Annotated in this window: 28 protein-coding genes; 16 read left to right on the top strand and 12 right to left on the bottom strand. The window is 70.3% G+C overall.

Annotated elements, in window-relative coordinates:
• Positions 1-104: 104 nt before the first annotated feature.
• Entirely contained in the window at positions 105-1,673 is a 1,569-nt protein-coding gene (locus AB0H21_RS17105; RefSeq protein ID WP_358517185.1) for an alpha/beta hydrolase, read from the bottom strand.
• Positions 1,674-1,889: 216 nt separating this feature from the next.
• On the opposite strand from AB0H21_RS17105, the gene AB0H21_RS17100 reads away from it, so the two are divergent.
• The gene (locus AB0H21_RS17100; RefSeq protein WP_358517183.1) at positions 1,890-2,804 is read left to right on the top strand and encodes a proline dehydrogenase family protein; all 915 of its coding nucleotides are present in this window, start codon (positions 1,890-1,892) and stop codon (positions 2,802-2,804) included.
• A gap of 91 nt (positions 2,805-2,895) precedes the next feature.
• Positions 2,896-3,690: a pyrroline-5-carboxylate reductase gene (proC, locus tag AB0H21_RS17095; protein WP_358517181.1), complete on the top strand. Its 795-nt coding sequence runs from the start codon at positions 2,896-2,898 to the stop codon at positions 3,688-3,690.
• Between the two features lie 74 nt (positions 3,691-3,764).
• On the opposite strand, the gene AB0H21_RS17090 is transcribed toward proC, so the two are convergent.
• Positions 3,765-3,983: an EF-hand domain-containing protein gene (locus AB0H21_RS17090; RefSeq protein WP_358517179.1), complete on the bottom strand. Its 219-nt coding sequence runs from the start codon at positions 3,981-3,983 to the stop codon at positions 3,765-3,767.
• 210 nt (positions 3,984-4,193) lie between these two features.
• Between AB0H21_RS17090 and AB0H21_RS17085 the strand changes: the two genes are divergently transcribed.
• From AB0H21_RS17085 to AB0H21_RS17040, 10 genes are all read left to right on the top strand, one after another.
• A complete protein-coding gene (locus AB0H21_RS17085; protein ID WP_358517177.1) occupies positions 4,194-5,435 on the top strand; it encodes an MFS transporter in 1,242 nt (413 codons plus the stop codon).
• A 58-nt stretch (positions 5,436-5,493) separates the two neighbouring features.
• Positions 5,494-6,909, top strand: a complete 1,416-nt coding sequence (locus AB0H21_RS17080) for a biotin/lipoyl-binding protein (RefSeq protein ID WP_358517176.1) — start codon at positions 5,494-5,496, stop codon at positions 6,907-6,909.
• Complete coding sequence (locus AB0H21_RS17075) at positions 6,906-7,628, top strand: ABC transporter ATP-binding protein (protein ID WP_358517174.1); 723 nt, start codon at positions 6,906-6,908, stop codon at positions 7,626-7,628. Before AB0H21_RS17080 ends, AB0H21_RS17075 begins: the two co-directional genes overlap by 4 nt.
• Positions 7,625-8,809 carry an ABC transporter permease gene (locus tag AB0H21_RS17070; protein ID WP_358517172.1) on the top strand — a complete coding sequence of 395 codons (1,185 nt, stop codon included), beginning with the start codon at positions 7,625-7,627 and terminating at the stop codon, positions 8,807-8,809. Before AB0H21_RS17075 ends, AB0H21_RS17070 begins: the two co-directional genes overlap by 4 nt.
• A gap of 248 nt (positions 8,810-9,057) precedes the next feature.
• Positions 9,058-10,221 carry an acetoin utilization protein AcuC gene (locus AB0H21_RS17065; protein ID WP_358517170.1) on the top strand — a complete coding sequence of 388 codons (1,164 nt, stop codon included), beginning with the start codon at positions 9,058-9,060 and terminating at the stop codon, positions 10,219-10,221.
• Between the two features lie 86 nt (positions 10,222-10,307).
• Positions 10,308-11,114 (top strand): phosphatase, encoded by an 807-nt coding sequence (locus tag AB0H21_RS17060; protein ID WP_358517168.1) that lies wholly within the window; start codon positions 10,308-10,310, stop codon positions 11,112-11,114.
• A 321-nt stretch (positions 11,115-11,435) separates the two neighbouring features.
• Positions 11,436-11,639: a helix-turn-helix domain-containing protein gene (locus AB0H21_RS17055; protein ID WP_114029719.1), complete on the top strand. Its 204-nt coding sequence runs from the start codon at positions 11,436-11,438 to the stop codon at positions 11,637-11,639.
• A 359-nt stretch (positions 11,640-11,998) separates the two neighbouring features.
• Positions 11,999-12,097, top strand: coding sequence for an AURKAIP1/COX24 domain-containing protein (locus AB0H21_RS17050; protein WP_018654693.1), 99 nt, complete (start codon positions 11,999-12,001; stop codon positions 12,095-12,097).
• A 103-nt stretch (positions 12,098-12,200) separates the two neighbouring features.
• Entirely contained in the window at positions 12,201-13,241 is a 1,041-nt protein-coding gene (locus AB0H21_RS17045) for an NAD-dependent epimerase/dehydratase family protein (protein ID WP_358517166.1), read from the top strand.
• Complete coding sequence (locus AB0H21_RS17040) at positions 13,238-14,191, top strand: lysophospholipid acyltransferase family protein (RefSeq protein ID WP_358517164.1); 954 nt, start codon at positions 13,238-13,240, stop codon at positions 14,189-14,191. Before AB0H21_RS17045 ends, AB0H21_RS17040 begins: the two co-directional genes overlap by 4 nt.
• Positions 14,192-14,379: 188 nt before the next feature.
• Here AB0H21_RS17040 and AB0H21_RS17035 read toward each other — a convergent pair whose 3' ends face one another.
• The 4 genes from AB0H21_RS17035 to AB0H21_RS17020 are packed head-to-tail and all read right to left on the bottom strand — an operon-like array spanning position 14,380 to position 15,597.
• Positions 14,380-14,670 carry a hypothetical protein gene (locus tag AB0H21_RS17035; protein WP_358517163.1) on the bottom strand — a complete coding sequence of 97 codons (291 nt, stop codon included), beginning with the start codon at positions 14,668-14,670 and terminating at the stop codon, positions 14,380-14,382.
• Positions 14,667-15,080, bottom strand: a complete 414-nt coding sequence (locus AB0H21_RS17030; protein WP_358517161.1) for a hypothetical protein — start codon at positions 15,078-15,080, stop codon at positions 14,667-14,669. Before AB0H21_RS17030 ends, AB0H21_RS17035 begins: the two co-directional genes overlap by 4 nt.
• Entirely contained in the window at positions 15,077-15,367 is a 291-nt protein-coding gene (locus AB0H21_RS17025; protein WP_358517159.1) for a hypothetical protein, read from the bottom strand. Before AB0H21_RS17025 ends, AB0H21_RS17030 begins: the two co-directional genes overlap by 4 nt.
• The gene (locus AB0H21_RS17020; protein ID WP_358517158.1) at positions 15,364-15,597 is read right to left on the bottom strand and encodes a hypothetical protein; all 234 of its coding nucleotides are present in this window, start codon (positions 15,595-15,597) and stop codon (positions 15,364-15,366) included. The genes AB0H21_RS17025 and AB0H21_RS17020 overlap by 4 nt, the downstream gene beginning before the upstream one ends.
• 114 nt (positions 15,598-15,711) lie before the next feature.
• Between AB0H21_RS17020 and AB0H21_RS17015 the strand changes: the two genes are divergently transcribed.
• From AB0H21_RS17015 to AB0H21_RS17005, 3 genes are all read left to right on the top strand, one after another.
• Complete coding sequence (locus AB0H21_RS17015; RefSeq protein WP_358517156.1) at positions 15,712-16,476, top strand: DUF5919 domain-containing protein; 765 nt, start codon at positions 15,712-15,714, stop codon at positions 16,474-16,476.
• Positions 16,477-16,618: 142 nt separating this feature from the next.
• Complete coding sequence (locus AB0H21_RS17010) at positions 16,619-16,978, top strand: hypothetical protein (RefSeq protein ID WP_358517154.1); 360 nt, start codon at positions 16,619-16,621, stop codon at positions 16,976-16,978.
• A gap of 99 nt (positions 16,979-17,077) precedes the next feature.
• Positions 17,078-17,818, top strand: coding sequence for a metallophosphoesterase family protein (locus AB0H21_RS17005; RefSeq protein ID WP_358517153.1), 741 nt, complete (start codon positions 17,078-17,080; stop codon positions 17,816-17,818).
• A gap of 229 nt (positions 17,819-18,047) precedes the next feature.
• On the opposite strand, the gene AB0H21_RS17000 is transcribed toward AB0H21_RS17005, so the two are convergent.
• The 5 genes from AB0H21_RS17000 to AB0H21_RS16980 form a co-directional block, all read right to left on the bottom strand.
• Positions 18,048-18,653 carry an RloB family protein gene (locus tag AB0H21_RS17000; protein ID WP_358517152.1) on the bottom strand — a complete coding sequence of 202 codons (606 nt, stop codon included), beginning with the start codon at positions 18,651-18,653 and terminating at the stop codon, positions 18,048-18,050.
• A gap of 5 nt (positions 18,654-18,658) precedes the next feature.
• Entirely contained in the window at positions 18,659-19,915 is a 1,257-nt protein-coding gene (locus tag AB0H21_RS16995) for an ATP-binding protein (protein ID WP_358517151.1), read from the bottom strand.
• 431 nt (positions 19,916-20,346) lie between these two features.
• Entirely contained in the window at positions 20,347-21,213 is an 867-nt protein-coding gene (locus AB0H21_RS16990; RefSeq protein WP_358517150.1) for an HAD-IB family hydrolase, read from the bottom strand.
• Positions 21,214-21,300: 87 nt separating this feature from the next.
• Positions 21,301-21,987, bottom strand: coding sequence for a DUF5667 domain-containing protein (locus tag AB0H21_RS16985; protein WP_358517149.1), 687 nt, complete (start codon positions 21,985-21,987; stop codon positions 21,301-21,303).
• A 114-nt stretch (positions 21,988-22,101) separates the two neighbouring features.
• Positions 22,102-22,701: a sigma-70 family RNA polymerase sigma factor gene (locus AB0H21_RS16980; protein ID WP_358517148.1), complete on the bottom strand. Its 600-nt coding sequence runs from the start codon at positions 22,699-22,701 to the stop codon at positions 22,102-22,104.
• 229 nt (positions 22,702-22,930) lie between these two features.
• Between AB0H21_RS16980 and AB0H21_RS16975 the strand changes: the two genes are divergently transcribed.
• Entirely contained in the window at positions 22,931-24,595 is a 1,665-nt protein-coding gene (locus AB0H21_RS16975) for an antibiotic biosynthesis monooxygenase (protein ID WP_358517147.1), read from the top strand.
• Positions 24,596-24,602: 7 nt separating this feature from the next.
• Here the strand turns inward: AB0H21_RS16975 and AB0H21_RS16970 are convergent, their stop codons facing one another.
• Positions 24,603-24,851, bottom strand: coding sequence for a glutaredoxin family protein (locus tag AB0H21_RS16970; RefSeq protein WP_358517145.1), 249 nt, complete (start codon positions 24,849-24,851; stop codon positions 24,603-24,605).
• Between the last annotated feature and the right edge of the window lie 234 nt (positions 24,852-25,085).

Here is a 25,085-nt window from a genome sequence, read left to right as displayed (position 1 = left end):
TATCCCTATGACGTACCCGATCTCGCCCTGGTTCGGAACGACGAGATGCCCCGCCGCTCGGGTGAGCGGCGGGGCATCGAGGTGTCGGACGGGGGACGGGGAGGTCAGCGCTCGCCGGGGACCCAGTCGTCGTCCGCCGTGGGGGCGGTGCGCATGAGGGTGGCGGCAGGCGGGGGCACCGGGTCGGGGAACGGCGCGCAGTGGACGTCGGGGCCGGGCAGGCTCGGCGGCAGGGTGCCGTCGGTCAGGTAGGCCTTCCAGATGTCGTCGATGCACGCGTTGCCGCGGCCGGTGAGGCCGTGGTTGCCGCCGCCGTCCATGACGACCAGGCGGGAGGCGGGGAACTTCTTGTGCATCTCGACGCCGCCGGCGTACGGCGTGGCCGCGTCCTTGGTGTCCTGGAAGAGCAGGGCGTTCTTGATCGCCCGGCCGTCGATGTGCAGGCGCTGCTTGCCGCGCACGGGCCACGACTGGCACTGCGCGTTGTACCAGGCGTTGCCCCAGCTCAGGAACGGCGCGGTGCGGGAGGACTGCCACCAGTCCCGGTGCCAGGTGCCCCAGTCGCGCGGCCAGCGGGCGTCGGAGCACTCGACGGCGGAGTAGACCGCGAAGCCGTTGTCGTCGCCGCTGCTGTCGCCGTAGATGGCGTAGGCGTTCGCGAGCGTCACGGTGTCGCCGTTGTTGACGTACTTCGACAGCGCGTTGGCGAGCAGCGGCCACCGGCTCTTCAGGTAACCGCCGGCGAGGAAGGTGTCGTCGAGCTCGTCCGGCCCGACCCGGCCCTCGGCGGGCGCGGCCTTCACCTTGGCGCGGGCCGCGTACCAGGCCTTCTCCACGTCGGCACCGGTGGAGCCGAGGTGGTAGGTGGACTCGTACTTGGCGATCCAGGCGAAGAAGTCCTTGGCGCGGACCTCGAAGGCGTGGTTCTGGTCGATGTTGGTGTCGTACCAGACGCGGTCGGGGTGCACGATGCTGTCCAGCACCAGGCGGCGCACGTTGCTCGGGAAGAGCGTGGCGTAGGTCGCGCCGAGGTAGGTGCCGTAGGAGTAGCCGACGTAGCTGATCTGCTTCTGGCCGAGGGCCTTGCGGATCTGGTCCATGTCGGTGGCCACCTCGACGGTGGTCATGTGCTTGAGCACGTCGCCGTGGGCGGTGTCACAGGCCTTGGCGTACCCCTGTGACTTCTTCAGCCACGCGAACTCCTCGCGAAGGTCTCCCGGGACGTAGTCGGGGCGCACCGGGTTGAAGAAGTTCACGTCGCAGCTCAGGGCGGGCTCGCTGGAGCCGACGCCGCGCGGGTCGAAGCCGATGAGGTCGTACTGGGCGGCCAGCGCGGCGCCGAGGCGGTTCTGCATGGTGACCGGGTAGCCCAGGCCGCTGGCGCCGGGACCGCCGGGGTTGAACAGGATGGCGCCCTGGTAGTGCGCCGTGTCGGTCGCCTTCTTGCGCGAGAGGGCGATCTTGATCTTCTTGCCCCACGGCCGGTCGTAGTCCAGCGGCACCGTCACCGACGCGCACTCGATGCCCGCGGGCAGCGTGGCGCACTGCGCCCACTCCGGAGCGGGTGGCGTGTACTCGGGGGCCTGCTGAGTTCCCGCGGTCGCGGGTGTCGCGACCAGCGCTGTGCTCAGACCCACGCCGGCGGTGGCCAGCGCTGTGAGGATCTTTTTCACGTCTGCCCTTTCGGTGACCGCGGCTCCGGCGTTGGAACCGACTTACGGCACCATCGGGTAGATCTTCTGAATAAAAGACTTATAAGACGACATGGGTCGTCAGTTGGTTGTCAAACCGCAACATGGCCCCGCGAGCTCCCAAGATCGACGCCCTGGCCGCCGTAGGGTGGGAAGATCCCGCTCTGGGAACCGTCCGTCCTGCCAGGAAGGCTGCCAATGGTGTTGCGTCGCGTTCTGCTGGCCGCTTCGAGCAACGGCCGTGTGGAGAGCATGGTCCGGACGTCGGGGGTCGCCCGGCGCGTCATGAGCCGCTACGTCGCGGGCACAGGTGTGGAGGACGCAGCCTCGGTCGCCGCGGCCCTCACCGCCGACCGCTTCCTCGTGACGTTGGACCACCTCGGCGAGGAGGCGCGGAACCCGGCCCAGGCCTCCCGCGCGGCCGACTCCTCGGTCGCGCTGCTGGACGCCCTCGACCGGCGCCAGGCCGCCAAGGGGGCCGACCTGTCCCTCCGGCTGTCGGTGCTCGGCCTGCACGTGGACGAGGGGCTCGCGCGGGACAACGCAGCGCGCGTGTGCGCGGCCGCGGGCGAGTTCGGGGCGACGGTGACCGTCGACACCGAGGGCCCCGCCCTGGCCGACCGCGCGCTGCGCGTGCACGCCTCCCTCCTGGAGGACCACCCCTCGACCGGCGTCGCCGTCCAGGCCTCCCTGCGCCAGGCCGAGGACCACTGCCGGGCGCTCGCCGCCGGGCGCGTACGGCTGTGCGCGGGCACCCCGGGCGGGCCGGCGTCGGTCGTCCACGCGCGGCCCGCCGGCGTCGACAAGTCGTACGTGCGCTGCCTCAGGATCCTCATGGAGGGCGGCGGCTACCCGATGGTGGCCACCCACGACCGGCGGCTGGTCGAGGTCGCGTCGGCGCTCGCCGTGCTGAACGAGCGCGAGCCCGGGTCGTTCGAGTACCAGATGTGGTACGGCGTCCGCCCGCCCGCGCTCGGACGCCAGGCCGCCCACGGCGCGCGGGTGCGCGTCCGCGTCCCGTACGGGCCCGGCTGGTACGGGCACCTGGCCCGCCACTTCGCCGGGCGCACGGGCAACGTCGCCGACCTGCTCCGCTCCCTGGCGGGGCGCTGACGGGCGCTGACGGGACACTGCGACGCGCCCGGACCGCCGGGGAGTCGGTAGGCTGCGAGGGTTTCCGGACGTTCACACGAGGTGCCTTGAGATGATCGCCATTCTCGGTACGGGCAAGATGGGCGAGGCCCTGCTGTCCGGGCTGCTGCGCGCGGGTGTCGCGCCGGGCGAGATCATCGCCACGGCCCGCCGCGAGGAGCGCGCCGCCGCCCTCCGCGACCGCCACGGCGTGCGGGTCGTGCCCAACAGCGAGGCCGCCAAGATCGCCGACACGCTGATCCTCGCGGTCAAGCCGCAGGACATGGGTGCCCTGCTGAACGAGATCGCCTCGCACGTGCCCGCGGGCAAGCTGGTCATCACGGTCGCGGCCGGCATCACGACGTCCTTCGTCGAGTCCCGGCTGGGCGACGAGGTCCCGGTCGTGCGGGTCATGTCCAACACCCCGGTGCTGGTGGACGAGGCCATGAGCGTGATCTCCGCCGGGGCCCACGCCTCCGAGGTCCACCTGGAGCAGACGGAGAGCCTGCTGAGGCCGGTCGGCAAGGTGCTGCGCATCCCGGAGTCCCAGCAGGACGCCGCGACCGCGCTGTCCGGCAGCGGCCCGGCGTACTTCTTCTACCTGGTCGAGGCCATGGTCGACGCGGGCATCCTGCTGGGCATGCCGCGGGCGGCCGCGCTCGACATGGTGACGCAGTCGATCGTCGGCGCGGCGATCATGCTGCGCGACTCGGGCGAGCACCCGGTGATCCTCCGCGAGGCGGTCACCTCGCCGGGCGGCACCACGATCTCGGCCATCGCCGAGCTGGAGCGGCACAGCGTCCGCGCGGCCTTCCTGGCCGCCATCGAGGCCGCGCGCGACCGCAGCCGCCAGCTCGCCGCGGGCTGACGCGTAGAGTCCCGGGGCGCAGGCTTCAGCCGCGAAGGCGGCAGGTTCCGCGCCCCCGGACAGGGCGGGCGGGCTCAGCCGAAGGGCGTCAGGCGGACGAACTCCTCGAACGAGATCCGCCCGTCGCCGTCGGCGTCACCGGCCTGGTCGAGCGCGCCGATGGCCTCGCCCGGCAACTCGGGGAAGTGCTCGCGGAACTCGGCGTGGGTGATGTAGCCGTCGCCGTCGCCGTCGATCTCCGTGAAGCGCCGCCTGAGCGCGGCCCATCGCTCGTCCGTGGGTTCTGCCGTCAAGGAGATCCGCCTCCCGGCGCGAGAAGGTACCTGGTACGACGGAACACCCTAGTTCCCGGCATTCCGCCGAGATACCTATGGGCGGTCCCAATCCACCCGAACGGGTGCCTCGCTAAATCGTTAGGAAAGCTTGCTATTGAAGTGCCATCATGTCCGGCGGGAACGGGCGTACATGGGGGCATTGCGATGGAGCGCGCTGAAACGGAAGGGATGTCCGATACAGCGCGGAAGTCCGAGGACGACCGGCGCGGCGAGCCCGCCGTCTGGACGCGGGACTTCCGGCTCTTCTTCACCGCCCGGTCCGTCTCGACGCTCGGCACCGGCATGGTGCCGGTCGCGATGTCCCTCGGCGTGATCCAGGCCGGGTACGGCGCCACCGGCGCGGGCCTCACGATGGCGGCCTCCATCGTCCCCATGGCCCTGCTCGTCCTCTTCGGCGGCGTGTTCGCCGACCGGTTCACCCCGCGCCGCATGATGGTCGGCGCCGACGCCGTCCGGGTGGTCACCCAGACGATCACGGCCACGCTGTTCCTCGCCGGCACTCCCACGCTGTGGCACCTCATGGTGATCTCCGCCGTCAACGGCACCGCCGCGGCGATGTTCCAGCCGGGGCTGGCGAGCCTGGTCCCGCGGATCGCCACCGACGTGCAGCGCGCCGTGGCCACCCAGCGCACCTCCGAGTCCTTCATGATGCTGGTCGGCCCGTCGGTCGCCGGCATGCTGGTGGCGTTCGCCGACGTCGGGCTCGTCTTCCTCATCGACGCCGCCGGGTACGGCGTGAGCTCGGTGTGCCTGGCGCTGCTGCGACTGCGCGGCGTCCCCCGTGCGGTCCAGGAAGGGTCGATCTGGGCGAACCTCAAGGTGGGGTGGCGGGAGTTCCGCTCGCGTACGTGGATGTGGGGCGTGATCCTCATCTGGGCGGTCATGGGCATCGCCGTCTTCGGCCCGGTCTACCCGCTCGGCGCCGTGATCGTCAACGACGCCTACAAGGCCACCGGCTACGGCTTCGTCACCTCGGCGTTCGGCGCGGGGACGATCCTCGGCGGGCTGATCGCCATGCGGATCAAGCCGCAGCGGCCGCTCGCCGCCGGCGCGCTGGCGATGTTCTTCCGCGCGCTGGAGCCGCTGTCGCTCACGCTCGTGCCGCCGTTGCCGGTCATGGCGGTCCTGCACGTCGTGGCGGGCGCCGGCTCGGCGTTCTGGGGCGTCATGTGGATGACCAGCGTGCAGACCCAGGTCGCGCCGGAGGTGCTGAACCGTGTCCACGCCTACGAGGTCGCCGGGTCGATCATCGCCGTGCCGATCGGCCAGTCCCTCGCGGGCCCGGTCGCCTCGCTGGTCGGGGCGAGGGAGGTGCTCGCGGTCTCGTCGGTCGTCTCGGTCACGGGGTGCGTCCTGCTGCTGTCGGTCCCCGCGATCCGCGGCCTGCGCCGCGTGGTGGCCGCGACCTAGCCGTACTTCCCGGGGGTAACCCGGCGGGGCGGGTGATCGCCCTCTTACGATGGGCCGCGTGACGATTCGTCGCGGTTTCCCCCCGCTGCTGCTCGGGCTCACGGTGTTCCTCATCGCGGCCTGCTCTCCGGACGAGGCGCCCAAGGTGCAGATCGGCGAGGCCACCCGCGCCCCGGTCAGCGAGGTCGTCGAGGCCCCCGCCACGGTCGGCGCCCGCGCCACGGCGACCCTGCGCTCCCCGGCCGCGGGGACGGTCGCCAAGGTGTACGTCGAGGACGGCGACACGGTGACCAAGGGGCAGATCCTGGTCAGGATCAGCTCGCCGCAGGCCAAGGACCAGCTCGCCCAGGCGCGCAAGGCCGAGCGGCAGGCGTCCAAGCCGGTGTCCATGGGCGGCGTCGCGGCGCCGGGCGTCCGCCTGGCCGCGCCCAACGTGACCGCGTCCCTGGACCGCCAGGTCGCCCGCGGGTTCGCCAAGGCCCGGGCCGCCACCAGGAAGATCAAGGACGCGCGGGTCCGCGCGCAGCTCGTGGCCGCCATCGACGCCGCCGAGACCCAGCACCGCGCGCAGAGCGCCGCGCTGAACCAGATCACCCGCAACCTCACCCGCTCGGTCAACCTGGCGCTCTCGCAGGTCAGCGGGCAGATCGGGGCGGGGCTCGGCGGGCTCGCCACATCCATGACCTCGCTCCAGTCGGCCTCGAAGGCCCAGGCCAAGGCGGCGGCGAAGGCCGCGAAGGCCACCGTGGACGGGCTCGTGGTCAAGGCGCCGTTCGGCGGCGTCGTCACCCTGGGCGGGCCGCCGGGCGGCGGCTCGGCGAACCTCGGCGCGCTGCTCGGGCAGCTCCCTCCGGGCCTCGCCGGGCAGGCGGGCGCGGCGGCGGGCGGGTCCGGCGGCGGAGCGGCGTCCCCCGCGTCCGGGGGCACGATCGCGACCGGCGTCCCGGTGTCGGCGGGCGACGCCCTGGTCACCGTCACCGACGTCTCCAAGCTCTCCCTGTCGGCCGACGTGGACGAGACCGACGTGCTGCTCGTCGGCCCCGGCGTCAAGGCCGAGGTCGAGCTGGACGCCGTCTCCGGGGCGACCTACCAGGCCAGGGTCACCGGCGTCGGCGTCACCCCGAAGGAGGGCACTACCGGCGGCGTGAGCTACCCCGTACGGCTGGCGCTCGGCGCGGGGACCTACGACGGCGGGGGAGGGGCGCCCGCGCCCAAGCCCGGCATGAGCGCGGTCGTCAGGCTCACCGTGCGCGACTCGCCCGACGCGGTGGCCGTCCCGGCGTCCAGCGTGGTCACCAGCGGCAGGGAGACCGTCCTGTGGGTGGTCCGCGGCGACGGCACCGCCGAGCGCCGCGTGGTCAAGCTGGGGGCCCAGGGCGACGCCGTGGTCGAGGTCGCCCGCGGCCTGAGCGTCGGCGAGCGCGTCGTCGTCAGGGGCGCCGACACCGTCCGCGCCGGTCAGCGGCTCTCATGACCCCGGACGAGGCCGGGGCCGTCCCCGCGTTCGAGGCCGTGGACCTGACCCGCTCCTACCGGCTGGAAGGGGTGTCGGTGGACGCGCTGCGCGGGGTGAGCCTGCGCATCCACCACGGCGAGTCCGTGGCGATCGTCGGGCCCTCCGGGTCCGGCAAATCTACGCTGATGCACCTGCTCGGCTGCCTCGACCGGCCGACCTCCGGCACCCTGCGGGTGGACGGCGCCGACGTCTCCACGCTCGACGACGCGGGCCTCGCCGAGCTGCGCAACAAGGCCATCGGCTTCGTGTTCCAGTCCTTCCACCTGCTCGGACGTACCTCCGCGCTGGACAACGTGGCGCTTCCGCTCGTCTACCGGGGCGTCGGACGGGCCGAGCGGCGCGAACGGGCCCGCAGGGCTCTGGAGGCGGTCGGGCTCGCGCACCGCCTGGACCACCGGCCGTCCCAGATGTCCGGCGGCGAGCAGCAGCGGGTGGCCATCGCGCGCGCCCTGGTCGGCGACCCCAAGGTCGTGCTCGCGGACGAGCCGACCGGCAACCTGGACTCCCGCAACGGCCAGGAGGTGATGGGCATCCTCGCCGACCTCAACACCGAGCGCGGCGTCGCCGTCGTCCTCGTCACGCACGAGCGCGAGGTCGCCGACGCGGCCCGCCGCCAGATCCACGTCCGCGACGGCCTCATCGAGCTGGACACCGCCTCCGGGACGGGCGTCCGGTGAGGACCGCCGAAGCGTCCCGGATGGCGCTGGAGGCCCTGCGGGTCAACCGGCTGCGCAGCGCGCTCACCATGTTCGGCGTCGTGATCGGCGTGTTGTCCGTGGTGATCCTCGTCGCGATCGGCACCGGCGCCAAGCAGGCCATCGAGGGGGAGATCGCGGGGCTGGGCAGCAACATCATCCTGGTCGTCCCCGGCCAGGTCGGGCTGGGCGCGGCCCCCACCCAGAGCCGCCTGGACCTGAACGACGTCGCCTACGTCCGCCGCGTGGTCGGCGACCCGGCCAAGGTCACCGTCGCCGTCAACTCCGGCGAGTCCGTACGGGTGGGACGCACCGAGGTGTTCGCCACGGTCACCGGAACCGACCAGTACATGCCCAACATCTTCGAACGCCCGCTGCGCCGGGGCCGGTACCTCGGCGAGACCGACGTGGACACGCGGCGCAGGGTGGCCGTCCTCGGCGCGGAGGTCGGCGAGAAGCTCTTCGGGGACGTCGACCCGATCGGCCGCCAGGTGACGATCGCGGGCGTGCGGTTCCGGGTCATCGGCCTGTACGCGCCGGTGGGCGCGACGTTCGGCGTGGCCCGGGACCAGGAGGTGCACATCCCGGTCACCACGGCCCAGCGGCTCATCGGCCTGTCGCGGATCAACGGCATCGCGGTCGGCGCCTCCGGCCCGGACGAGATCGAGCCGCTGCGGCGGCGCGTCGTGGACGGGCTGACCGAACGCTACCCGGGCGAGCGGTTCAGCGGCGTCACCCAGACCCAGCTCCTCGGCACGATCGGCAGCGTCCTCGGCATGCTCACGGGCGTGCTGGCGGCCATCGCGGGCATCTCGCTGCTCGTCGGCGGCGTCGGCGTCTCGAACATCATGCTGGTCAGCGTGCGCGAGCGGACCCGCGAGATCGGGCTGCGCAAGGCGCTCGGGGCGCGGGGGCGCGACGTGCTCGGCCAGTTCCTGATCGAGGCCGTGCTGCTCACCACGATCGGCGGGGTGGTCGGCATCCTGCTCGGCGTCGGCGGGGCCCTGGCGATCCAGGCGCTGTCGCCGGTGCCGGCCGCGATCACGTGGTGGTCGATCGCGCTGGCCTTCGGGGTGTCGGCCGGGGTCGGCGTCTTCTTCGGCGTGGCGCCCGCGCGCAGGGCCGCCCGGCTGGACCCGGTGATCGCCCTGCGCGCCGAGTGACCGGCGGGACCCCTGAACGTCCGCGTGCGGCCCGTAGGAGCCCCCTACAGGCCCGCCCGGACGCCCCTTCGGCCGTGGCCGTCGCCGGTGGCCGGTAAGCGGTGCGGTACGGTCGGTTTCATGAGCGTGCGCGGCGATTCGGTGACCTCGCGCCCCTCGTGTGACCGTTCCTCCGGCTTCCCAGGGCGGCCCCCGGCGGGCCCGGAGGCCCGAGGGTATGGCCGTTGCGTCGTGGGCGAGGTGAACGCGTGAGCCGTTCGGTTCAGGTGGTCTGGGACGCCGAGCTGATCTCCTACGACTTCGGCCCCGGGCACCCGCTGGCCCCCGTCCGGGTCGAGCTGACCATGGAGCTCGCCCGCGATCTCGGGGTGCTCGACAAGGTGCGCGTCGTGGGGTGCGCCCCGGCGACCGACGACGAGCTCGCCCTGGTGCACACGCGCGACTACATCGACGCCGTCAGGCGCGTGTCCGTCTCGGGCGTGCCCGACTTCTTCTACGGGCTCGGCACCCCGGACAACCCCGCCTTCGCCGGTGTGCACGAGGCGTCCGCGCTGGTCGCCGGCGCGACGCTGGCCGCCGCCCGCGCGGTGTGGACGGGCCAGGCCGAGCACGCGATCAACGTCGCCGGCGGGCTGCACCACGCGATGCCGGGCCTGGCCAGCGGATTCTGCGTGTACAACGACCCGGCGGTGGGCATCGCCTGGATGCTCGCGCAGGGGGCGCGGCGCGTCGCGTACGTGGACGTGGACGTCCACCACGGCGACGGCGTCCAGTCGATGTTCTACGACGACCCGCGGGTGCTGACCATCAGCCTGCACGAGAACCCGCGTACCCTGTTCCCTGGCACCGGCCTCCCCGGCGAGACCGGCGCCGAGGGCACCGCGGTCAACGTCGCCCTGCCGGCCGGGTGCGGGGACACCGGGTGGCTGCGCGCCTTCCAGGCCGTGGTCCCGCCGCTGCTGCGCGAGTTCCAGCCCGAGGTGCTGGTCACCCAGCACGGCTGCGACAGCCACGCCCTGGACCCGCTGGGGCACTTCATGCTCAGCCTGGACGGCCAGCGCCGGGCGTACGCCGCGCTGCACGCGCTCGCGCACGAGACGGCGGGCGGCCGGTGGCTGGTCACGGGCGGCGGCGGGTACGAGCTGGTCCAGGTCGTGCCGCGGGCGTGGACGCATCTGATCGCCGAGGCGGCGGGCGCGCCGGTCGACCCGGCCACCGAGACGCCGGCGAGCTGGCGCGCGTTCGCCACGGAACGTACAGGAGAGTTGCCTCCTCTCACCATGACCGACGGTCGGACCCCGGAATTTCAGGATTTTTCGCGAGGTTACGACCCGGGGGACTCCATAGACCGGGCGATCATGGCGACGCGGAAGGCGATCTTCCCACTTCACGGGCTGGACCCCCAGCCCTGATCCCGCACGGCGAGGTGGCCGCCCGTGCGTGGCGTTGTCGAGGTCGCGCGAGGGACGCACGACCTGCCGAGTGGACGGAGTGAACGATGGAGACCGCGACCCCTCCTTCGCGGGATGAGCTGCGCGAACATCTTGTCCGGGCGAGGATCGCCGGCGATGTGGCGACCAGCCGGGAGAACAATCTTGACCACTACCGTTCCCTCGCCGTGCGCGACCCCCACTACATGTTCGGCCTCAGCATGGAGGGCGACTGGACCTTCCGCGACATCCTCGCGCTGATGGCCAAGGCCGCGGGCGTCGTGCCCGACCCCGGGTTCCGGTCGGGCCAGGACACCATCGACCCCGACCGCACCCTCGACGCCCTGGACGCGATGGGCGACCGGATCGCCGCCGTGCTGAAGCGCGACAAGCCCCGCATCCTCATCGCGACCGGCCACCCCACCGGCCTGCTCACCACCCACCTCGCCCTCGCGCGCCTGGCCCGGCGGCGCGGCGCCGAACTCCTCACCCCCGGCGAGACGCGGGCGTTCACCCATGGCGGCCTGGGCCGCAGGCGGCGCATCCGCTACCTGGACGACGTGGCGATGCTGGACGACGGCGGCGCCCTAGTCCACACCCACGACCCCGCCCCGATGCAGGCGATGCTGGCCGAGCTGGACGAGGCCGGCCAGGACCGGCCGGACCTGGTGATCGCCGACCACGGCTGGGCGGGCGCGGCGGGCGAGGCGGGCATCGAGACCGTCGGGTTCGCCGACAGTAACGACCCCGGGCTGTTCGTCGGCGAGGCCGAGGGCAAGATCGCGGTGACCGTCCCCCTTGATGACAACGTGTTGCCGCGCCACTACGGTCCGATGACCGACTACTTGGTCTCAAGGGTCGAGAGTGGCCTGTGAGACAGCTGTCGCGTAATCCGGTCACACCCTAACGCCGCTTTCGGACCGGCCATCTGAGCTCGGCGTCGACCGTTTGCCAACTTTTTTCTGATCCCCGGCGGCTCTAATGAGACGTGATCAGAGCGTTTACAAGATCGGGAACAGGGCCCGGCCTGGCTGCTGGCCAGCGACTTTTCCCATTCTGGTGGCAGACGTCTCCTCAGACTGGTGGAATAGGGGGTTTGCGCGATCGGAGGCGCGCTCTACGCTGACAGCAGTACACGTGCGTGAGCAATGGCACCAGTGGGGATAACCCGGAAACACGTGCGGAAGAGGCGTCCGATGGCTGCAGGCGAAAGACCTCTCAGCGAGGTGAAGTTCCTGACGGTGGCAGAGGTTGCCACCGTCATGCGGGTGTCCAAGATGACGGTGTACCGGCTCGTGCACTCGGGTGAGTTACCGGCCATCCGGGTCGGGCGATCCTTCAGGGTGCCCGAGCAGGCGGTGCACGACTACTTGAGGGATGCGTTCATCGAAGCGGGTTGAACTGACCAGTAGCGACATTGGCGGTTTGGTCGGCAACCGTTAGATAACGAGCGCATCAGTTTGCCAGGGGGCGAACAACCCCACCGGGGCGTGGCAGGCGGCTCGCCGCCCGCATCGTGGCCGGTCGCGGGCGTCCCCTGGAGTGGTACGCGGGATCCCCCCAGGGAGCGCCGTTCCCCCCAGGGAGCGAGCGACCGCGAATCGCCGGTAGGCTGTTGTGTCGGTGTGCTTCATGACGAGGCACCGATCCGGGTTATGGGTGTGCCGTGAGAGCGGCGTGTCCTCATGACTCCGGGCGGTGCACCACTCGCCGGGCGGCACTCGCAGATTTGGCAAACCTACCTTCACCTGGGGGTCCCGTGGGCTCTGTGATCAAGAAGCGTCGTAAGCGCATGGCGAAGAAGAAGCACCGCAAGCTTCTCAAGAAGACCCGCATCCAGCGGCGTAACAAGAAGTAGCAGCGCGGACCGACGACGCGGAGCGGCGGGCCGGGTGCGACGAGGCGCCCGGCGAGCACTCGAGCAGAGCGGTACCCACGGCACGTGATCCTGCGAGGCGCCGATGACCCACACAGTGCTCGTCACGGGGGTCTCCCGGCACATCGGCGCGCGCGTCGCGAGCGCCCTCGCAGCGGATCCGCTGATCGACCGGGTCATCGGTGTGGACACCGTGCCGCCGCCATCGCTCACGCGGGGCGGCGGCGGCCCCGCGCTCGGCCGCACCGAGTTCGTCCGCGTCGATCTGCGCAGCCCTGACATCGCGCGCGTGATCGCCGCGGCCGACGTCGACTCCGTCGTCCACATGAGCCTCGTCAGCGCTCCCTCGAAGACCACCGGCCGGTCCTCGATGAAGGAGCACAACGTCATCGGCACCATGCAGCTACTCGGGGCGTGCCAGCGGTCCGCCACGGTACGCCGCGTGGTCGTCCGGTCCACGACGGCGGTGTACGGCTCCTCGTCGCACGACCCCGCGGTCTTCACCGAGGACGCCGAGCCGGTCGAGGTCGCGATCTCCGGGTACGCCAAGGACGCCTCCGAGGTCGAGGCGTACGTGCGCGGCTTCGCCCGACGGCGCCCCGACATCACGGTCTCGACGCTGCGTTTCGCGAACTTCATGGGCCCGGGGGTGGACTCTCCGCTGACGCGGTATTTCACCCAGCCGGTCGTGCCGACCGTCTTCGGCTTCGACCCGCGCCTGCAGTTCGTCCACGAGGACGACGGCGTCGAGGTCCTGCGCCGCATGGCCGTCGAGGACCACCCCGGCACGTACAACGTCGCCGGCGACGGCGTCATGCTCCTGTCGCAGTGCGTGCGCAGAAGCGGCCGGCCCACCGTCCCGGTGCCGTCCCCCACCTTCCGCGTCCTCGGCGAGCTCGCCCGGCGCATCGGGCGCGTCGACTTCTCGCCCGAGCAGCTCGCCCTGATGAGCTACGGGCGCGCCGTGGACGCCGAGAAGATCGCCGCGGAGCTCGACTGGCGGCCGAAGTTCACCACCGCGACCGCGTTCGCGGATTTCCTCCACGCGCGTGGCCTGTTTGGCGGGACGCCACTCCCTGTGATCGACTGGCTGGGAACAGTGCTCGGCGGGGGCGGGAAACAGTGAAGCAGACAGACGCATTCTCAGACTTCGAGGACGAAGAGGGCGAGACCGCGCGGGTCATCCCGATCACGTCGGCGCGGCGCGGCGCGGCGGACACCCCGTCCAAGAACGTCGAGGACCGCCTCACCGAGTTCCTGGACTTCCTGCGCAGGCGCCTCGCCGGGGAGTACGAGGTCGACGAGTTCGGCTTCGACCCCGAGCTCAACGACAAGGTGCTCCTGGAGCTGATCCGCCCCCTCTACCGCCACTGGTTCCGCGTCCAGACCGTCGGCCTCGGGAACGTGCCCGACGAGGCGGGAGCCCTCGTCGTCGCCAACCACTCCGGCACGATCCCCGTCGACGCCCTCATGCTCCAGGTCGCGCTGCACGACGAGCACCCGGCGCACCGCCCGCTGCGGTTGCTGGGCGCCGACCTCGTCTACCAGCTCCCCGTCCTCGGCCACCTGTCGCGCAAGTCCGGCCACACCCTTGCCTGCCCGGAGGACGCCGACCGGCTCATGCGCAAGGGCGAACTCGTCGGCGTCTTCCCCGAGGGCTTCAAGGGCGTCGGCAAGCCGTTCTCCGAGCGGTACAAACTCCAGCGTTTCGGCAGAGGCGGCTTTGTGGCCTCGGCGATCCGCGCCGGCGTGCCGATCATCCCGTGCGCGATCGTCGGCGCCGAGGAGATCTATCCCAAGATCGGCGACCTGCGCTCCCTCGCCCGCCTGTTCGGCCTCCCGTACATCCCGATCACCCCGCTTTTCCCCTGGCTCGGCCCCCTCGGCCTCGTCCCCCTGCCGTCCAAGTGGATGATCGAGTTCGGCGAACCGGTCCGCACCGACACCTACGACCCCGAAGAGGCCGACGACCCCATGCTGGTCTTCAACCTCACCGACCAGGTCCGCGAGCTGATCCAGCAACAACTCAACCGCCTACGCCTCGAACGCGGCCACGCCTTCCCCCCGTTCTTCTGACAACGGAGCACCGAGGGCCGGCAAGGCAAAGGTCCTCACCTCCGGGCCTTGGCGGCCCTCCGGCTCGGGCTGTGTTCTCCCAGGGGGCTCCGCCCCCGCCTCCCGCCGAGAGGCTGCCGCCCCTCGGACTCCCCGCTACCCGCCAGCCGGTTTGCGCGGCTGCGGATGGGAGTGTGATGACGGTGGTGTCATCGGGCGCGGCCGAGGAGGAGTAGTTCCCACAGGTCGGCGATGGGCGCGTACCGCATTCGAGGGCTTTGGACGGTCGCTTGGCCTGGGGCGGTGCGTTCGATGTAGCCTCGTCCGCCAGCGGTGATCAGGTAGTACACCACTGGCTTGCACTGACAGGTCCAGCGCAGCACCCGCCGCCGGTCCTCGGCGTGGGTCGCCGGCCGCCAGGTGATGATCTGGCTGTCGGCCTGCGGTTCGGGGACGTGTGGGCTGTGTCCGGCAGTGCCTTCGGGCTTGAGGATCGTCACCGTGGCCCGTCCCGTCCGGTGCGGCCGGTGACCACCGATGCGCATTCATGGCACATCAGAGGTCCGGGGATCCAGATGACCCGTGATCTGGAGATGTCCGCGACCCTGGCTCGGACGCCGCACGCCGTAGCGGCATCGTCCCCTGGGACGGCGACCCGCCACGGTACGGCGTGCTCGGTTCGGGACGGGAGCAGGTACGCGACCGCGTACAACTGCCGGTCACCTGAAAGCCGTTCACCATCGGCTGGAACGGGGTTAATCGGAACTACCGGGCCCACCTGGTCCACGGCGCTGCTCGGGAAGTAGCCGCCGATCGAGATCCGTGCACCGGGGCCGAAGCCGTACGGGTCTCGTGGCTCGGCGTCGTCGGGGTCGGTGGGCTCGTGGTCGTGGGCGTCGGAGGCCGTCATGCCACCCAGGCCCACGAACGGCCCGGCCCAGCCAGCGGCCCCAACTCGGCTTCGCGCATCAACTCGCGAAGCTCCTCAACCGTCGCGGCCTCCACACGCAGCGGTGCCGGAACGTGCCAGACGGCGATGGCGAGAAACCGTCGGCTACCCACGCCGTACGAGACGGACCAGCAGGGCTCCATCTGGTCAACTTGCGCGGCGGCCGCCTTCTTGGCCACATCCCAGCGCCGAGGTTCCACCTGGCTGAGTGCCGCTCCGATCCTGTGCCGACCCGGGGTGCGGCTCACGTCGTCGGCCCACCTTGGTCGCCGGAAGCACCGGCGTTCTCTTCGCCGCGGAGGCGTTCGACCAGTTGAGGTGCGTCGTCACCGTCAATGGTGTGGCTCAGTCCGAGCTCCATCTGCGCGTCGGTAAGCCGTTGGTTGCGCGTAGCCCACAGTCGGCCCGCTGAGCTGCGCCAAATGGTCCATCGGGGGAACGCCGCCTGCAGGTCTTCGAGGATCGTTGGTTTGGTCACGCGGATAGAGTGGCTGTCCGTGTTCGGCCGTTCACACCACGTTCCCCGGACGTCTGGGACGTTTCTCGTTACGGTCTGGAGGCGTCCCCAACGTCCCTGGTTTCGAGGTAGCCGATGTCCAACGAGTCCCTACGTCAGGCGATGGTGAGTGCGAGACTTACCGAAAAGGACCTCGCCGAACGGTGCGAGGTGGACGTCAAAACGGTGTCCCGCTGGCTGACCGACCAAGCGCGCGTGCCGCATCCGCGTCACCGGTGGGCCGCCTCCGGAGCGCTGGGAGTGGATGAGGCCGTGCTGTGGCCCGAGGCGATACGTAACGCGGTCAAGACCGGGCCGGATCGAGAGGTGGTGTCGGTCTTTCCGTATCGGTCCGCATGTCCCAAGAGTGTGTGGCGGACGCTGATCACTGATGCCAGGTCGAGCATCACCCTGGCCGGATACACCAACTACTTTCTCTGGCTGGAGCACCCTAATCTCGCCAAGGTGCTCCAGCGGAAGGCCGAGCAGGGGTGCCGTATCCGGTTTCTGCTCGGAGATCCGGACAGTGAGGTGACACGACGCCGCGAGGAGGCCGAGGGGGTGCCATTGACGGTGTCCACGCGGATCAGGATCACACTGGCCGAGCTCGATCATCTCAAAGAGATCTCCGGCATCGAGGCGCGGTTCGGTGACGAGCACATCGCGCTGTCGGTGTTCCAGTTCGACGAGGAGATGCTCGTCACCCCGCATCTGGCCAAGCTCGTCGGCCACGACTCGCCGATGCTGCACCTCAGGCGGCACCAGGACGACGGCCTGTACGACCGGTTCGCTTATCACGTCAACGAGCTATGGGCGAACGGCCGAGACGTCTGGACAGGCGAGCGAGGCTCGGATCAGTAGTACCAGCTCTGGATGAGTTCCGCTCGGTGGTCGGCCCGGTGGCGGGGCACGATGGGACGAGGCTTCGAACTGGGAGAGATCGGCTCATCGACAAATACCTGGTGATCATCCATGCGATGCCGACCGCGTTGAGGAGGATGCCATGACCGGCTACAAGGCAGCCTGGCCACCGGAAGACATCGAACTGGTCCTGGACCATGACTCCGAGATCGACAGCGACATCGAAGAGATCTATGACGGCAAGGGCAACCGCATCACCGACTCGTATGTGAACGACGCGATCGACGATGTCCACCGTGCGATCGACGCGGGCCGCGTGCCCACACCTACCAGCCGTGGCGGTCGGCCGTCACTGACAGGTGAGGGCGCGCACTCACCGAGGGTCTCGTTTCGCGTACCTGAGGAACTGCGCGAACGCGCGAAGGCCCGTGCTGATCAAGAAGGGAAGACCGTCTCCGCGTTGGCCCGGGAAGCCTTCGAGCAGTTCCTCCGGGCAGGCTGACGGTGCGGTCAGGCTCGGCTGGGGATGATTGCCCGAAGATCGCACTTCCATTGGGTTCAGGGGGAGTCGCAGGTGGGGGCGGCCGTGCAGGGTGGTGGTATGCGTATAGCCGTACTTTCCGACGTTCACGGGGTGCTGCCGGCTCTGGAGGCGGTGCTCGCCGAGCCTGATGTGACGGCGGCAGACCTGCTCGTCCTCACTGGGGACATCGCCGCCGGCCCGCAGCCGGTTGAGACGCTCGATCTGTTGGTCAGCCTGGGCGAGCGGGTGCTATGGGTCAACGGGAACGCCGATCGCGAGCTGGTCGAGGTCGCCAGGGGAGAGCCGTGCGAGTACGAGATCTCCCGGTGGGCGGGCGAGCGGCTCCGCCCGGAACAGGTCGACCTGCTGGCAGCCCTTCCCGACCGGCAGGTGCTCGACCTCGGCCGGCTCAGCACCACTCTCTTCGTCCACGCGACGCCGCGCCGGGACGACGAGATGATTCTCGTGGACAGCACGCTCGCCCGGTGGGCCGAGGTGCTCGACGGCGTCACCGCCGACACCGTGGTGCTGGGCAACACCCACATGCCGTTCGTCCGGCTCGTGGACCGCAGGCTCGTGGTCAACCCCGGGTCGGTCGGCATGCCGTACGGAACGTCGGGCGCCCACTGGGCCCTGCTGGACTCCGGCAGCGGCGCGGTCACCCTCCGCCGCACCCTGTTCGACGCCGCCGCCGCGGCAAGCCGACTGGTGGCCGAGAGCGGCTTTGGCGACATCGAGCAGTGGGTCGCCGACTTCGTCACCGGCACCTTCTCCGACACCCAGGCCCTGGGGGACTTCGCCAAGGCCGAGGGTCGCTGAGCGACGCCCACGGGGCGCCGGGTCAGATCGAGCGGTAGTGCTCTGCTTCCTTAGGGCGATCGCAGCGCGCGGGTGCCGGCGCCGACGAGGTGGGAGCCCTGGTCTTCAACCTCACCGACCAGGTCCGCGAGCTGATCCAGCAACAACTCAACCGCCTACGCCTCGAACGCGGCCACGCCTTCCCCCCGTTCTTCTGATCACTTAAGCGCCTGCGAGGGGTGCGGACCGGTCAGGGTTCGATCGCGTCGAGCAGGTCGCCCATGGTGGACGAGGGGTTGTCGTCGGGAAACAGGGTCTCGTCCCGCGCGTGGCGTTTGGCCAGCAGGGCCGCGCGCTGCGATGCCGCGTGCCGACGGTCCATGTACCGATCGGCGTCGATCCGCTTCCCGGAACGTCCGTCAAGCTTGCGGCTCCTGCGTTCGGCGTCACCGGTGTTCATGAAGGCCGTCTGGTCCTCGAAGTGAAGGATCAGCCACAGCTCGAAGCAGGGGTTCGAGATGGCGAGGCGAATGCCGTGCCTGTTCGACAACTGGATGGCCTGCTCAAGGTTCGGATGATTCCGCGGCCACTCGACGTCGAACACGCACCAGCACTCGTCGACCTCGTCATCGTGCTTTCGGTCGACCGCCCGCCTCACGAGCGTCAGCGGTACCCCCTTGTCGGGGTCGATCTCGATGTTGACCGAGGTGTTCGCGCGGACGTGCGGCAGTCGCTTCAGTCCGTTGATGTAGTCGGGCTCGGAGGCCTCGCCCTCGCAGAACACGACGACGGTCTTGCGTTCCGGTCGGCTCGCGACCTTGCGTTTGAGGTCCTTCGCCTTGGTTCTACGCGGCATATCGGTCAGCCGATCAGACCAAGAGCGCGGAGGACCTCGGTCCGGTCGACGTCGGGGAGCGCACCGAACCGGCCGTGCAGGTACCCCTTCTCGAGGTTCTGGGATTTCCTCACCCGCTCTCCGGCGAACTCGGCCAGCGCGCCGAGCCTGGTCGCGCCGTCCTCCGCCTTCTCGGTCAACCAGACCTCGTCTCGGTTGAGGTGGTTCAGCAAGCTCGTGTCGTGCGAGGTGAAGATGAGCTGTGCGCCCTTCGGGTTCGTCGCCGGTTCGTGGAACAGCCGGATCAGGTGCATGGACAACGTCGGATGCAGGCTCGCGTCCAGCTCGTCGAACAACAGCAGAGACCCGGAGCGGAGAGCGGCCAGTACCGGGCCGATGAGCTGGAACCAGGTGCGCGTGCCCTCCGACTCCGCTGCGAAGTCGAGCGGTGCTCTTTCGTGAGCCGCTCGGTGGACGAGCCTCACCCTGCGTTGCGTTCGCATGCGCAGTGTTTCGGGGGCGCCCTCTGGATAACTCCCCTCGGGCTCGTCGATCACCACATCGTCGATGCCGAGGTCTGCCAACCGCAGTAAGGCCAACGCCTGAGTCCGATCCGCCGGAGAGGGCCATTCCAGTTCCTCGAAGCCCGGCAAGGACAACTGGTCCCGTTCGGAGCTCTCCTCGAACCAGCGAAGCGTCGAGCGAGCCGGACCGGAGTTCAAGGGGCGGCGAGCACGGGACTTCAGGCCGAGCGTCTGGGCCGCGAGCAGGTCACGAGCGAAATCAGAGACGAGAGGCTCGTCGAATCGCCGGGCGACGGACAGAGCGAGAGTACGCGCGGTCAACAGTTCCCGCGTGCCGGACAGCCTGCCGAGGCCCCGTTGGAGCTTGAGCTCGGCTCCTTCACGTTCGAAGATCCTGCGCCGCTTCTTCTCGGGGTAGTGGAACAAGGCTTCATACGCGACTTCTTGCCGGTCCAGTTCGACGGTGTACTCGAACCTGACGCCCGATATCACCGACTCGATCGTGAACTCGGAAGGACGGTCCTTACCGTCGGCGAACGCGAACGGCTCGACGGGGATCTCGTCGTCCCAGTAGCGCAAGGAATCACGCACGGCGGTTCGCAGCCACGTCAGCGCGGCGATGACATTGGATTTGCCGGAGGCGTTGGGACCGTAGACGGCCGCCACCGGCAGCAGGCTCTCACCGAGGTTGGGCACCGGCCTCGCCTCGGTTCTGTCCCGGTCGACGGCGACCATCGACAACTCGACGGAATCGAGCACCGACCGAAAGTTCGCCACATCGAATCGGATGAGCACGGCCCCCCCTCCCTGCATGCACGTCGTCATCATAGTGAGGATTTCGCGGAAAACTTGCGAAGACGTGCGTCTGCCTGCATGCCCTCCGCGAACACGGCTGACGGGTGAACGGGCTCGCGGTCCCCACGTCGATGCCTGCGTGTCGGCAGTGACGTGGTCCCCACCTCCGTGCGCCGGCCTGTTGGGGTCAAGCGAGTCCCGGTTCCTCCGCATTGAGGCCTTAACGCTGACCGTGAACTGGTCGAGGTCACCAGGGGCGGGCACGAGAGCGGCTTCGGCGGCGTCGAGCAGTGGGTCGCCGAGTTCGTCACCGGCAGCTACTCCGACGCCGAGGCCCTGGAGGTCTTCGGCAAGGCCGAGGGGCGCTGACCAGCCGACGCCCGCGGGGCGTCGGGTCAGAGCGAGCGGTAGTGCTTTCTGAGGGCGATCGCGGCGGCCACGCCTCCGGCCAGCGCGCCCGCGCCCGCCGCGATGGGCAGGCCGATCATCGTGGCCTTGCGGCCGGTGCGGAAGTCGCGCACCGGCCAGTCGCTCTTCCTGGCGTATTCGAGCAGTTCGCTGTCGGGGTTGATCGCGCAGGGGTGGCCGACGAGCCGCAGCAGGGGCAGGTCGTTGGCCGAGTCGCTGTAGGCGGTGCAGCGGGACAGGTCCAGGCCCTCGCGTCGCGCCAGCGCCTTGACGGCTTCGGCCTTGGCGGGGCCGTGCAGCAGGTCGCCCACCAGCCGTCCGGTGTAGACGCCGTTCTCGGTCTCGGCGACGGTGCCGAGCGCGCCGGTCAGCCCGAGCCGCTGGGCGATCACGCGGGACAGCTCGACCGGTGTGGCGGTCACCAGCCACACGCGCTGGCCGCGGTCAAGGTGGCCCTGGGCGAGCGCGCGGGTGCCGGCCCAGATGCGGTCGGCCATCACCTCGTCGTAGATCTCCTCGCCGAGGCGCACGACGTCTTCGACCTTGAGCCCGACCACGAACGCCAGGGCCGTCTCCTTGGCGCGGGCGATGTGTGCGGGGTTCTCGTTGCCGCGCACGCGGAACAGGGCCTGGCCGATGGCGAACTTCAGCAGGTCCCCGGTGGTGAAAAGCCCGCGGGAGGCGAGCCCGCGGGCGAAGTGGTAGATCGAGGCGCCGCGCATCATCGTGTTGTCGACGTCGAAGAACGCCGCGGCGGTGGGGTCGGGCTCGGTCTCCGGGGCCGTGACGGCCGCCGCCGCCGCTACTTCGCCGGCGATCTCCGCCTCGGTACGCCGTCGTAGTAACCGCCTCATAGCACTTCAGCTTAACCATGCGGAGGGGCTGAAATCGGTGTACGAGGCGTTAGCGTGGCGTGACGGTCTGGCGCACGCGCGGGGACGTCACGGGGTGAGGTCGTCGATCATGTCCAGGTAGGCGCTGGCCTTCATGCGGTCGTCCCCGCCGAGCTGCGGGATCATCGGCTCGACGACGTCGCGCTGCTGCTCGGTGAACTTCTTGATCGCCGGTGTCTGCTTGCCGCGCCGCTTCACGTGGCCGAGCTCGGTGAGGGCGGAGCGGGTGGTGCGCGTCATGTCGTCCAGCGTCCGCCCGATCAGCTTCTCGCGCGCGGAGTCGGGGTAGCCGAGCAGCGCGGCGGCCTCCGTGGCGCGGGAGTGGGCGGCGTTCAGCTCCCGCTTGGCGCGTTCGGTGTCGTCGGTCGTCAGGCTGAGCAGGGTGGCCTCGGCCGCGCGCTTGATCGGGTAGAGGCTGTCGCCGGGGACGGCGTCGTAGGTCCGCAGGCCTGTGAAGAACATCACGCCCACCACGGCCACGATCACCGCCGCCGGGCGCACCCGGGTGAACAGGGACGGGCGGCGCGGGGGCGTCTCGGGGGCGGGGGCGGCGGCCTTCGCGTGGTAGGCGGCCAGCAGTTCCTCGCGCAGGCGCGCCCGGAAGTCGGGACGCGGGCCGGTGCCGGAGTCGGAGCCGATCTCGTTCAGCCGTGCGACGAAATGGGGCTGGGGATCGCGCCGCCTGACGACGGCCCGCCGCCTGAGCAGCCACCGCGTAGGCCCCCACTTGCCCATGAAAGCTCCCTGCCGGACGCACTACGATGATCCATAGGTGCTATCTGCCCAACGATGCGGAGAGGCCTCAGGTTACGGCCGTCCGCGCCCGCGGCGGCGCCTTGCCGGTCGTGGTCAATTGAGGTCGTCCGGGAGCGCCCGGGCCAGGGCGCGGATCGCGCGGAACTGCAGGGCTTTGATCGCGCCGCTCTTCTTGCCCATGATCAGCGCGGTCTCGGCCAGGGACATGCCGTGCAGGAAGCGCAGCACCACGCACTCCTGTTGCTCGGGTCCGAGGTCGCGGACGGCCCGCAACACCCGCTCGGTGATCATGGTGGCGACCACGGCGTTCTCCGGGATGTGCGCGCCGTCCAGCGGGGTGTCCAGCACCTCGGCCGTGGACACCTCCATGCGGTACCTGCCGGACTTGTAGTGGTCGGTCACGAGATTCCTGGCGATCGTCACCAGCCATGCGCCGATGTCCCTGCCCTGCCAGGTGAAGTGGCCGATGCGCCCGAGGGCGCGCAGGAACGTTTCACTGGTGAGATCCTCCGCGAGCGCGTGGCAGCCGACCCGGAAGTAGACATAGCGATAGACAAGATCCACATAACGGTCGTAGAGCGCCGCGAAGGCGTCGGCGTCGCCGGTCTTGGCGCGGAGCACCACCTTCCGGAGCTCATCGCTCTCAGGAGAGGGGCGCTCGCGCTGGTCAGCGGCGGGGCGCGTGGAGTTCACTGTGTCGGCCGATCCTGGTGGGGAAAGCCCGGCGACCGACCATGAGTTCGACATCCGGTATCCCTGGGGAGGAAAGGGAAGGGCGGGTGCGTGCGGCAACACTCTAGAAATCATAGGGAAATTGCACAATCCACTTTGCCTCAGTAAGTACCTCGCGTAACAGGAGTGATGCGGCACCTCGGGCATCGGCTACCGGTTTGGAGGTAATGTCCGGCAGAGTTGAGCCATCATGGAAGCCGTCGTTGCCGTCACCGCCTTCGCCGGTGCAGTGTTCGCCGCCATCACCACCGGCATCCTGGTGGGACGCCTCCGGGAGCAGAGAACCGGCTGGCTCCTCGCCTGGGCCATCACCACCGCGTCGCTCTGCCTGGCTCTCAGCTCGGTCGCGATCGGGCACCTCATCGGGTTCGGTCCCGCGACCTTCCGCGTCTACCAGATCACCGGGGCGTTCCTGGCACCGTTCTGGCTGGCCATCGGCATGGTCCAGCTCCTCGCGCGCGGCACGGCCGGCAAGTTCGCCGCCTGGCTGTTCGGCGCGGCCTTGACGCTGGTCACCCTCGTCATCCTGGCCGTCGACCCGATCAGCGCGACCGAGAAGCTCAGCAGCAAGGTACTGCCCCTCGGGGACACCCACTGGACGATCATCCCGACCGCCCTGCTGACCGCCGCCCACGCCGCCACGTACCTGATCCTCATCGGCTGCCTGATCCTCGCGGTCCTGCGCTGGCGCGGGGGCGACGACTCCGACGCCGACAACATGCACGCCGGGGTGGTGCTCACCCCGACCGGCTTCGCCATCGTCGGCGCGGTGCGGTTCGCCATCCCCGGCGTGTTCGCCGCGCTGCTGATCACCCTCATGGTGGGGGCCGTGTGGTACGTCGTCGCGCGACCGCTCGCCCCGTACGACGAGGAGCGCGACGACACCGACGACGTCTGGGAGGAGGAGCAAAGGCCCAGCAGGCGCCGCGCCCCCGAGCCGTCCGGAACCTCCCCCGAGTCCGGCCCCATGCCGGTCGCCGCCCCGGCCATGCCGCCGCCCCGCCGTTCCGGTCTCGGTGACCTGGTGGCCGAGTACCGGGCGGGCGACCCGGGCGAGGTCGACTTCGCCGCGCGCATGCAGCCGTCCGGCGGCTCCGAGGGCCAGTTCGAGGGCCAGTTCGAGGGCCACGGCGGCCCGAGGACCGGCGAGTTCATGGAACCCGGCCCGCCGCCGGGCCGGCTCAACCAGCCGGGCCGCTACCAGGGCCCGCAGGGCGAGCAGCCCCCGTACGGGCAGCAGTCCCCGTACGGACGGCCCGAGCAGCCCGGGCAGCAGCAGGAACAGTTCGGCCGGCACGGCGGCTACGACGCGACGGTCGAGGCCGGTTTCCCCGGGCCGGACGGGTCGCACCGGGCGCCCGGGCAGCCGGAATTCTCGATGCCCGCCACGGGCGTGCTCTTCTCCGGCGCCGAGGCGCAGCAGGCCTTCGGACGCCCGGATCCGCCGGCCGCGCCCGAGGGGCTCGGGGGACGCGGGGCCCGGGGCGTGGCGTCCGCGCCGGCCGGCGGTTCGGCGAAGCCGTCCACCAGCATCTACGGGTTGCTCACCGTCTTCACGCTCATGGACGGCGCGGGCGAGGCGTTCGACCGCCTGGCCGACGAGACGGTCGAGGCCGTGCGCCGCAGCGAGCCGGACACCCTGATCTTCATCTGCCATGCGGTCAAGTCGGCGCCGCTGCAGCGCATCGTGTACGAGATCTACCGCGACGAGGTGGCGTTCACCGAGCACCAGCGCCAGGCGCACATGGAGCGGTTCGCCCGCGAGCGGGTGGCCCACGTGCTCGCCGCCAACGTGATCGAGCTGAACGTCAACGCCGCCAAGGTCGTCCCGCTGCCCACCGCCTATCGCGTGTAGGGAGGGTTCAGGCGCCGAGGGCGGCGCGCAGGCGGGTCTCGTCGACCCGCCAGAAGTCGTGCTGCACGCCGTCGATCAGTGTGACGGGGATCATGTCCCAGTACGCCTTCTGATCGGCCTCGGAGGCGGTGATGTCGCGTTCCTCCCAGGTGACGCCCAGTTCCGCGGCGACGCGCTGGATGACGGCCCTGGCGTCGTCGCACAGATGGCATCCTGGTTTGCCCAGCAGAGTGATCGTGTGATCTCGCGGCGCCATACGCCCAGCCTAGCGGCCTCCGCCTGGACTGGTACGCTCCCGGAACGCCCATGGCGCGGCCCCGTACGGGTTCGCGGGGCCCGGGGGTGGATCCCGGACCGCCACCCTTAACTGGGAGAGTGAACACCCGAGAGTGGGCTCTCACACTTTGTGCATGTCTTCACAAAGGGATTAACCTGGAAGCCTGCGCCCTCTCCTCGACATCCGTCGCAACCGCGAGCGCGGCCGGGGCGC

It is taken from the genome of Sphaerisporangium sp. NPDC051011, from assembly GCF_040653595.1.
Taxonomy (GTDB): domain Bacteria; phylum Actinomycetota; class Actinomycetes; order Streptosporangiales; family Streptosporangiaceae; genus Sphaerisporangium.
This window is presented reverse-complemented; position numbering and strand designations above follow the sequence as displayed.

Coding starts and splice junctions, on each gene's coding strand:
- AB0H21_RS17100 (WP_358517183.1), top strand. CDS start 1,890: ATGGTGTTGCGTCGCGTTCTGCTGGCCGCTTCGAGCAACGGCCGTGTG.
- proC (WP_358517181.1), top strand. CDS start 2,896: ATGATCGCCATTCTCGGTACGGGCAAGATGGGCGAGGCCCTGCTGTCC.
- AB0H21_RS17085 (WP_358517177.1), top strand. CDS start 4,194: ATGTCCGATACAGCGCGGAAGTCCGAGGACGACCGGCGCGGCGAGCCC.
- AB0H21_RS17075 (WP_358517174.1), top strand. CDS start 6,906: ATGACCCCGGACGAGGCCGGGGCCGTCCCCGCGTTCGAGGCCGTGGAC.
- AB0H21_RS17060 (WP_358517168.1), top strand. CDS start 10,308: ATGGAGACCGCGACCCCTCCTTCGCGGGATGAGCTGCGCGAACATCTT.
- AB0H21_RS17055 (WP_114029719.1), top strand. CDS start 11,436: ATGGCTGCAGGCGAAAGACCTCTCAGCGAGGTGAAGTTCCTGACGGTG.
- AB0H21_RS17045 (WP_358517166.1), top strand. CDS start 12,201: ATGACCCACACAGTGCTCGTCACGGGGGTCTCCCGGCACATCGGCGCG.
- AB0H21_RS17030 (WP_358517161.1), bottom strand. CDS start 15,080: ATGACGGCCTCCGACGCCCACGACCACGAGCCCACCGACCCCGACGAC.
- AB0H21_RS17015 (WP_358517156.1), top strand. CDS start 15,712: ATGTCCAACGAGTCCCTACGTCAGGCGATGGTGAGTGCGAGACTTACC.
- AB0H21_RS17010 (WP_358517154.1), top strand. CDS start 16,619: ATGACCGGCTACAAGGCAGCCTGGCCACCGGAAGACATCGAACTGGTC.
- AB0H21_RS17005 (WP_358517153.1), top strand. CDS start 17,078: ATGCGTATAGCCGTACTTTCCGACGTTCACGGGGTGCTGCCGGCTCTG.
- AB0H21_RS17000 (WP_358517152.1), bottom strand. CDS start 18,653: ATGCCGCGTAGAACCAAGGCGAAGGACCTCAAACGCAAGGTCGCGAGC.
- AB0H21_RS16990 (WP_358517150.1), bottom strand. CDS start 21,213: ATGAGGCGGTTACTACGACGGCGTACCGAGGCGGAGATCGCCGGCGAA.
- AB0H21_RS16985 (WP_358517149.1), bottom strand. CDS start 21,987: ATGGGCAAGTGGGGGCCTACGCGGTGGCTGCTCAGGCGGCGGGCCGTC.
- AB0H21_RS16975 (WP_358517147.1), top strand. CDS start 22,931: ATGGAAGCCGTCGTTGCCGTCACCGCCTTCGCCGGTGCAGTGTTCGCC.
- AB0H21_RS16970 (WP_358517145.1), bottom strand. CDS start 24,851: ATGGCGCCGCGAGATCACACGATCACTCTGCTGGGCAAACCAGGATGC.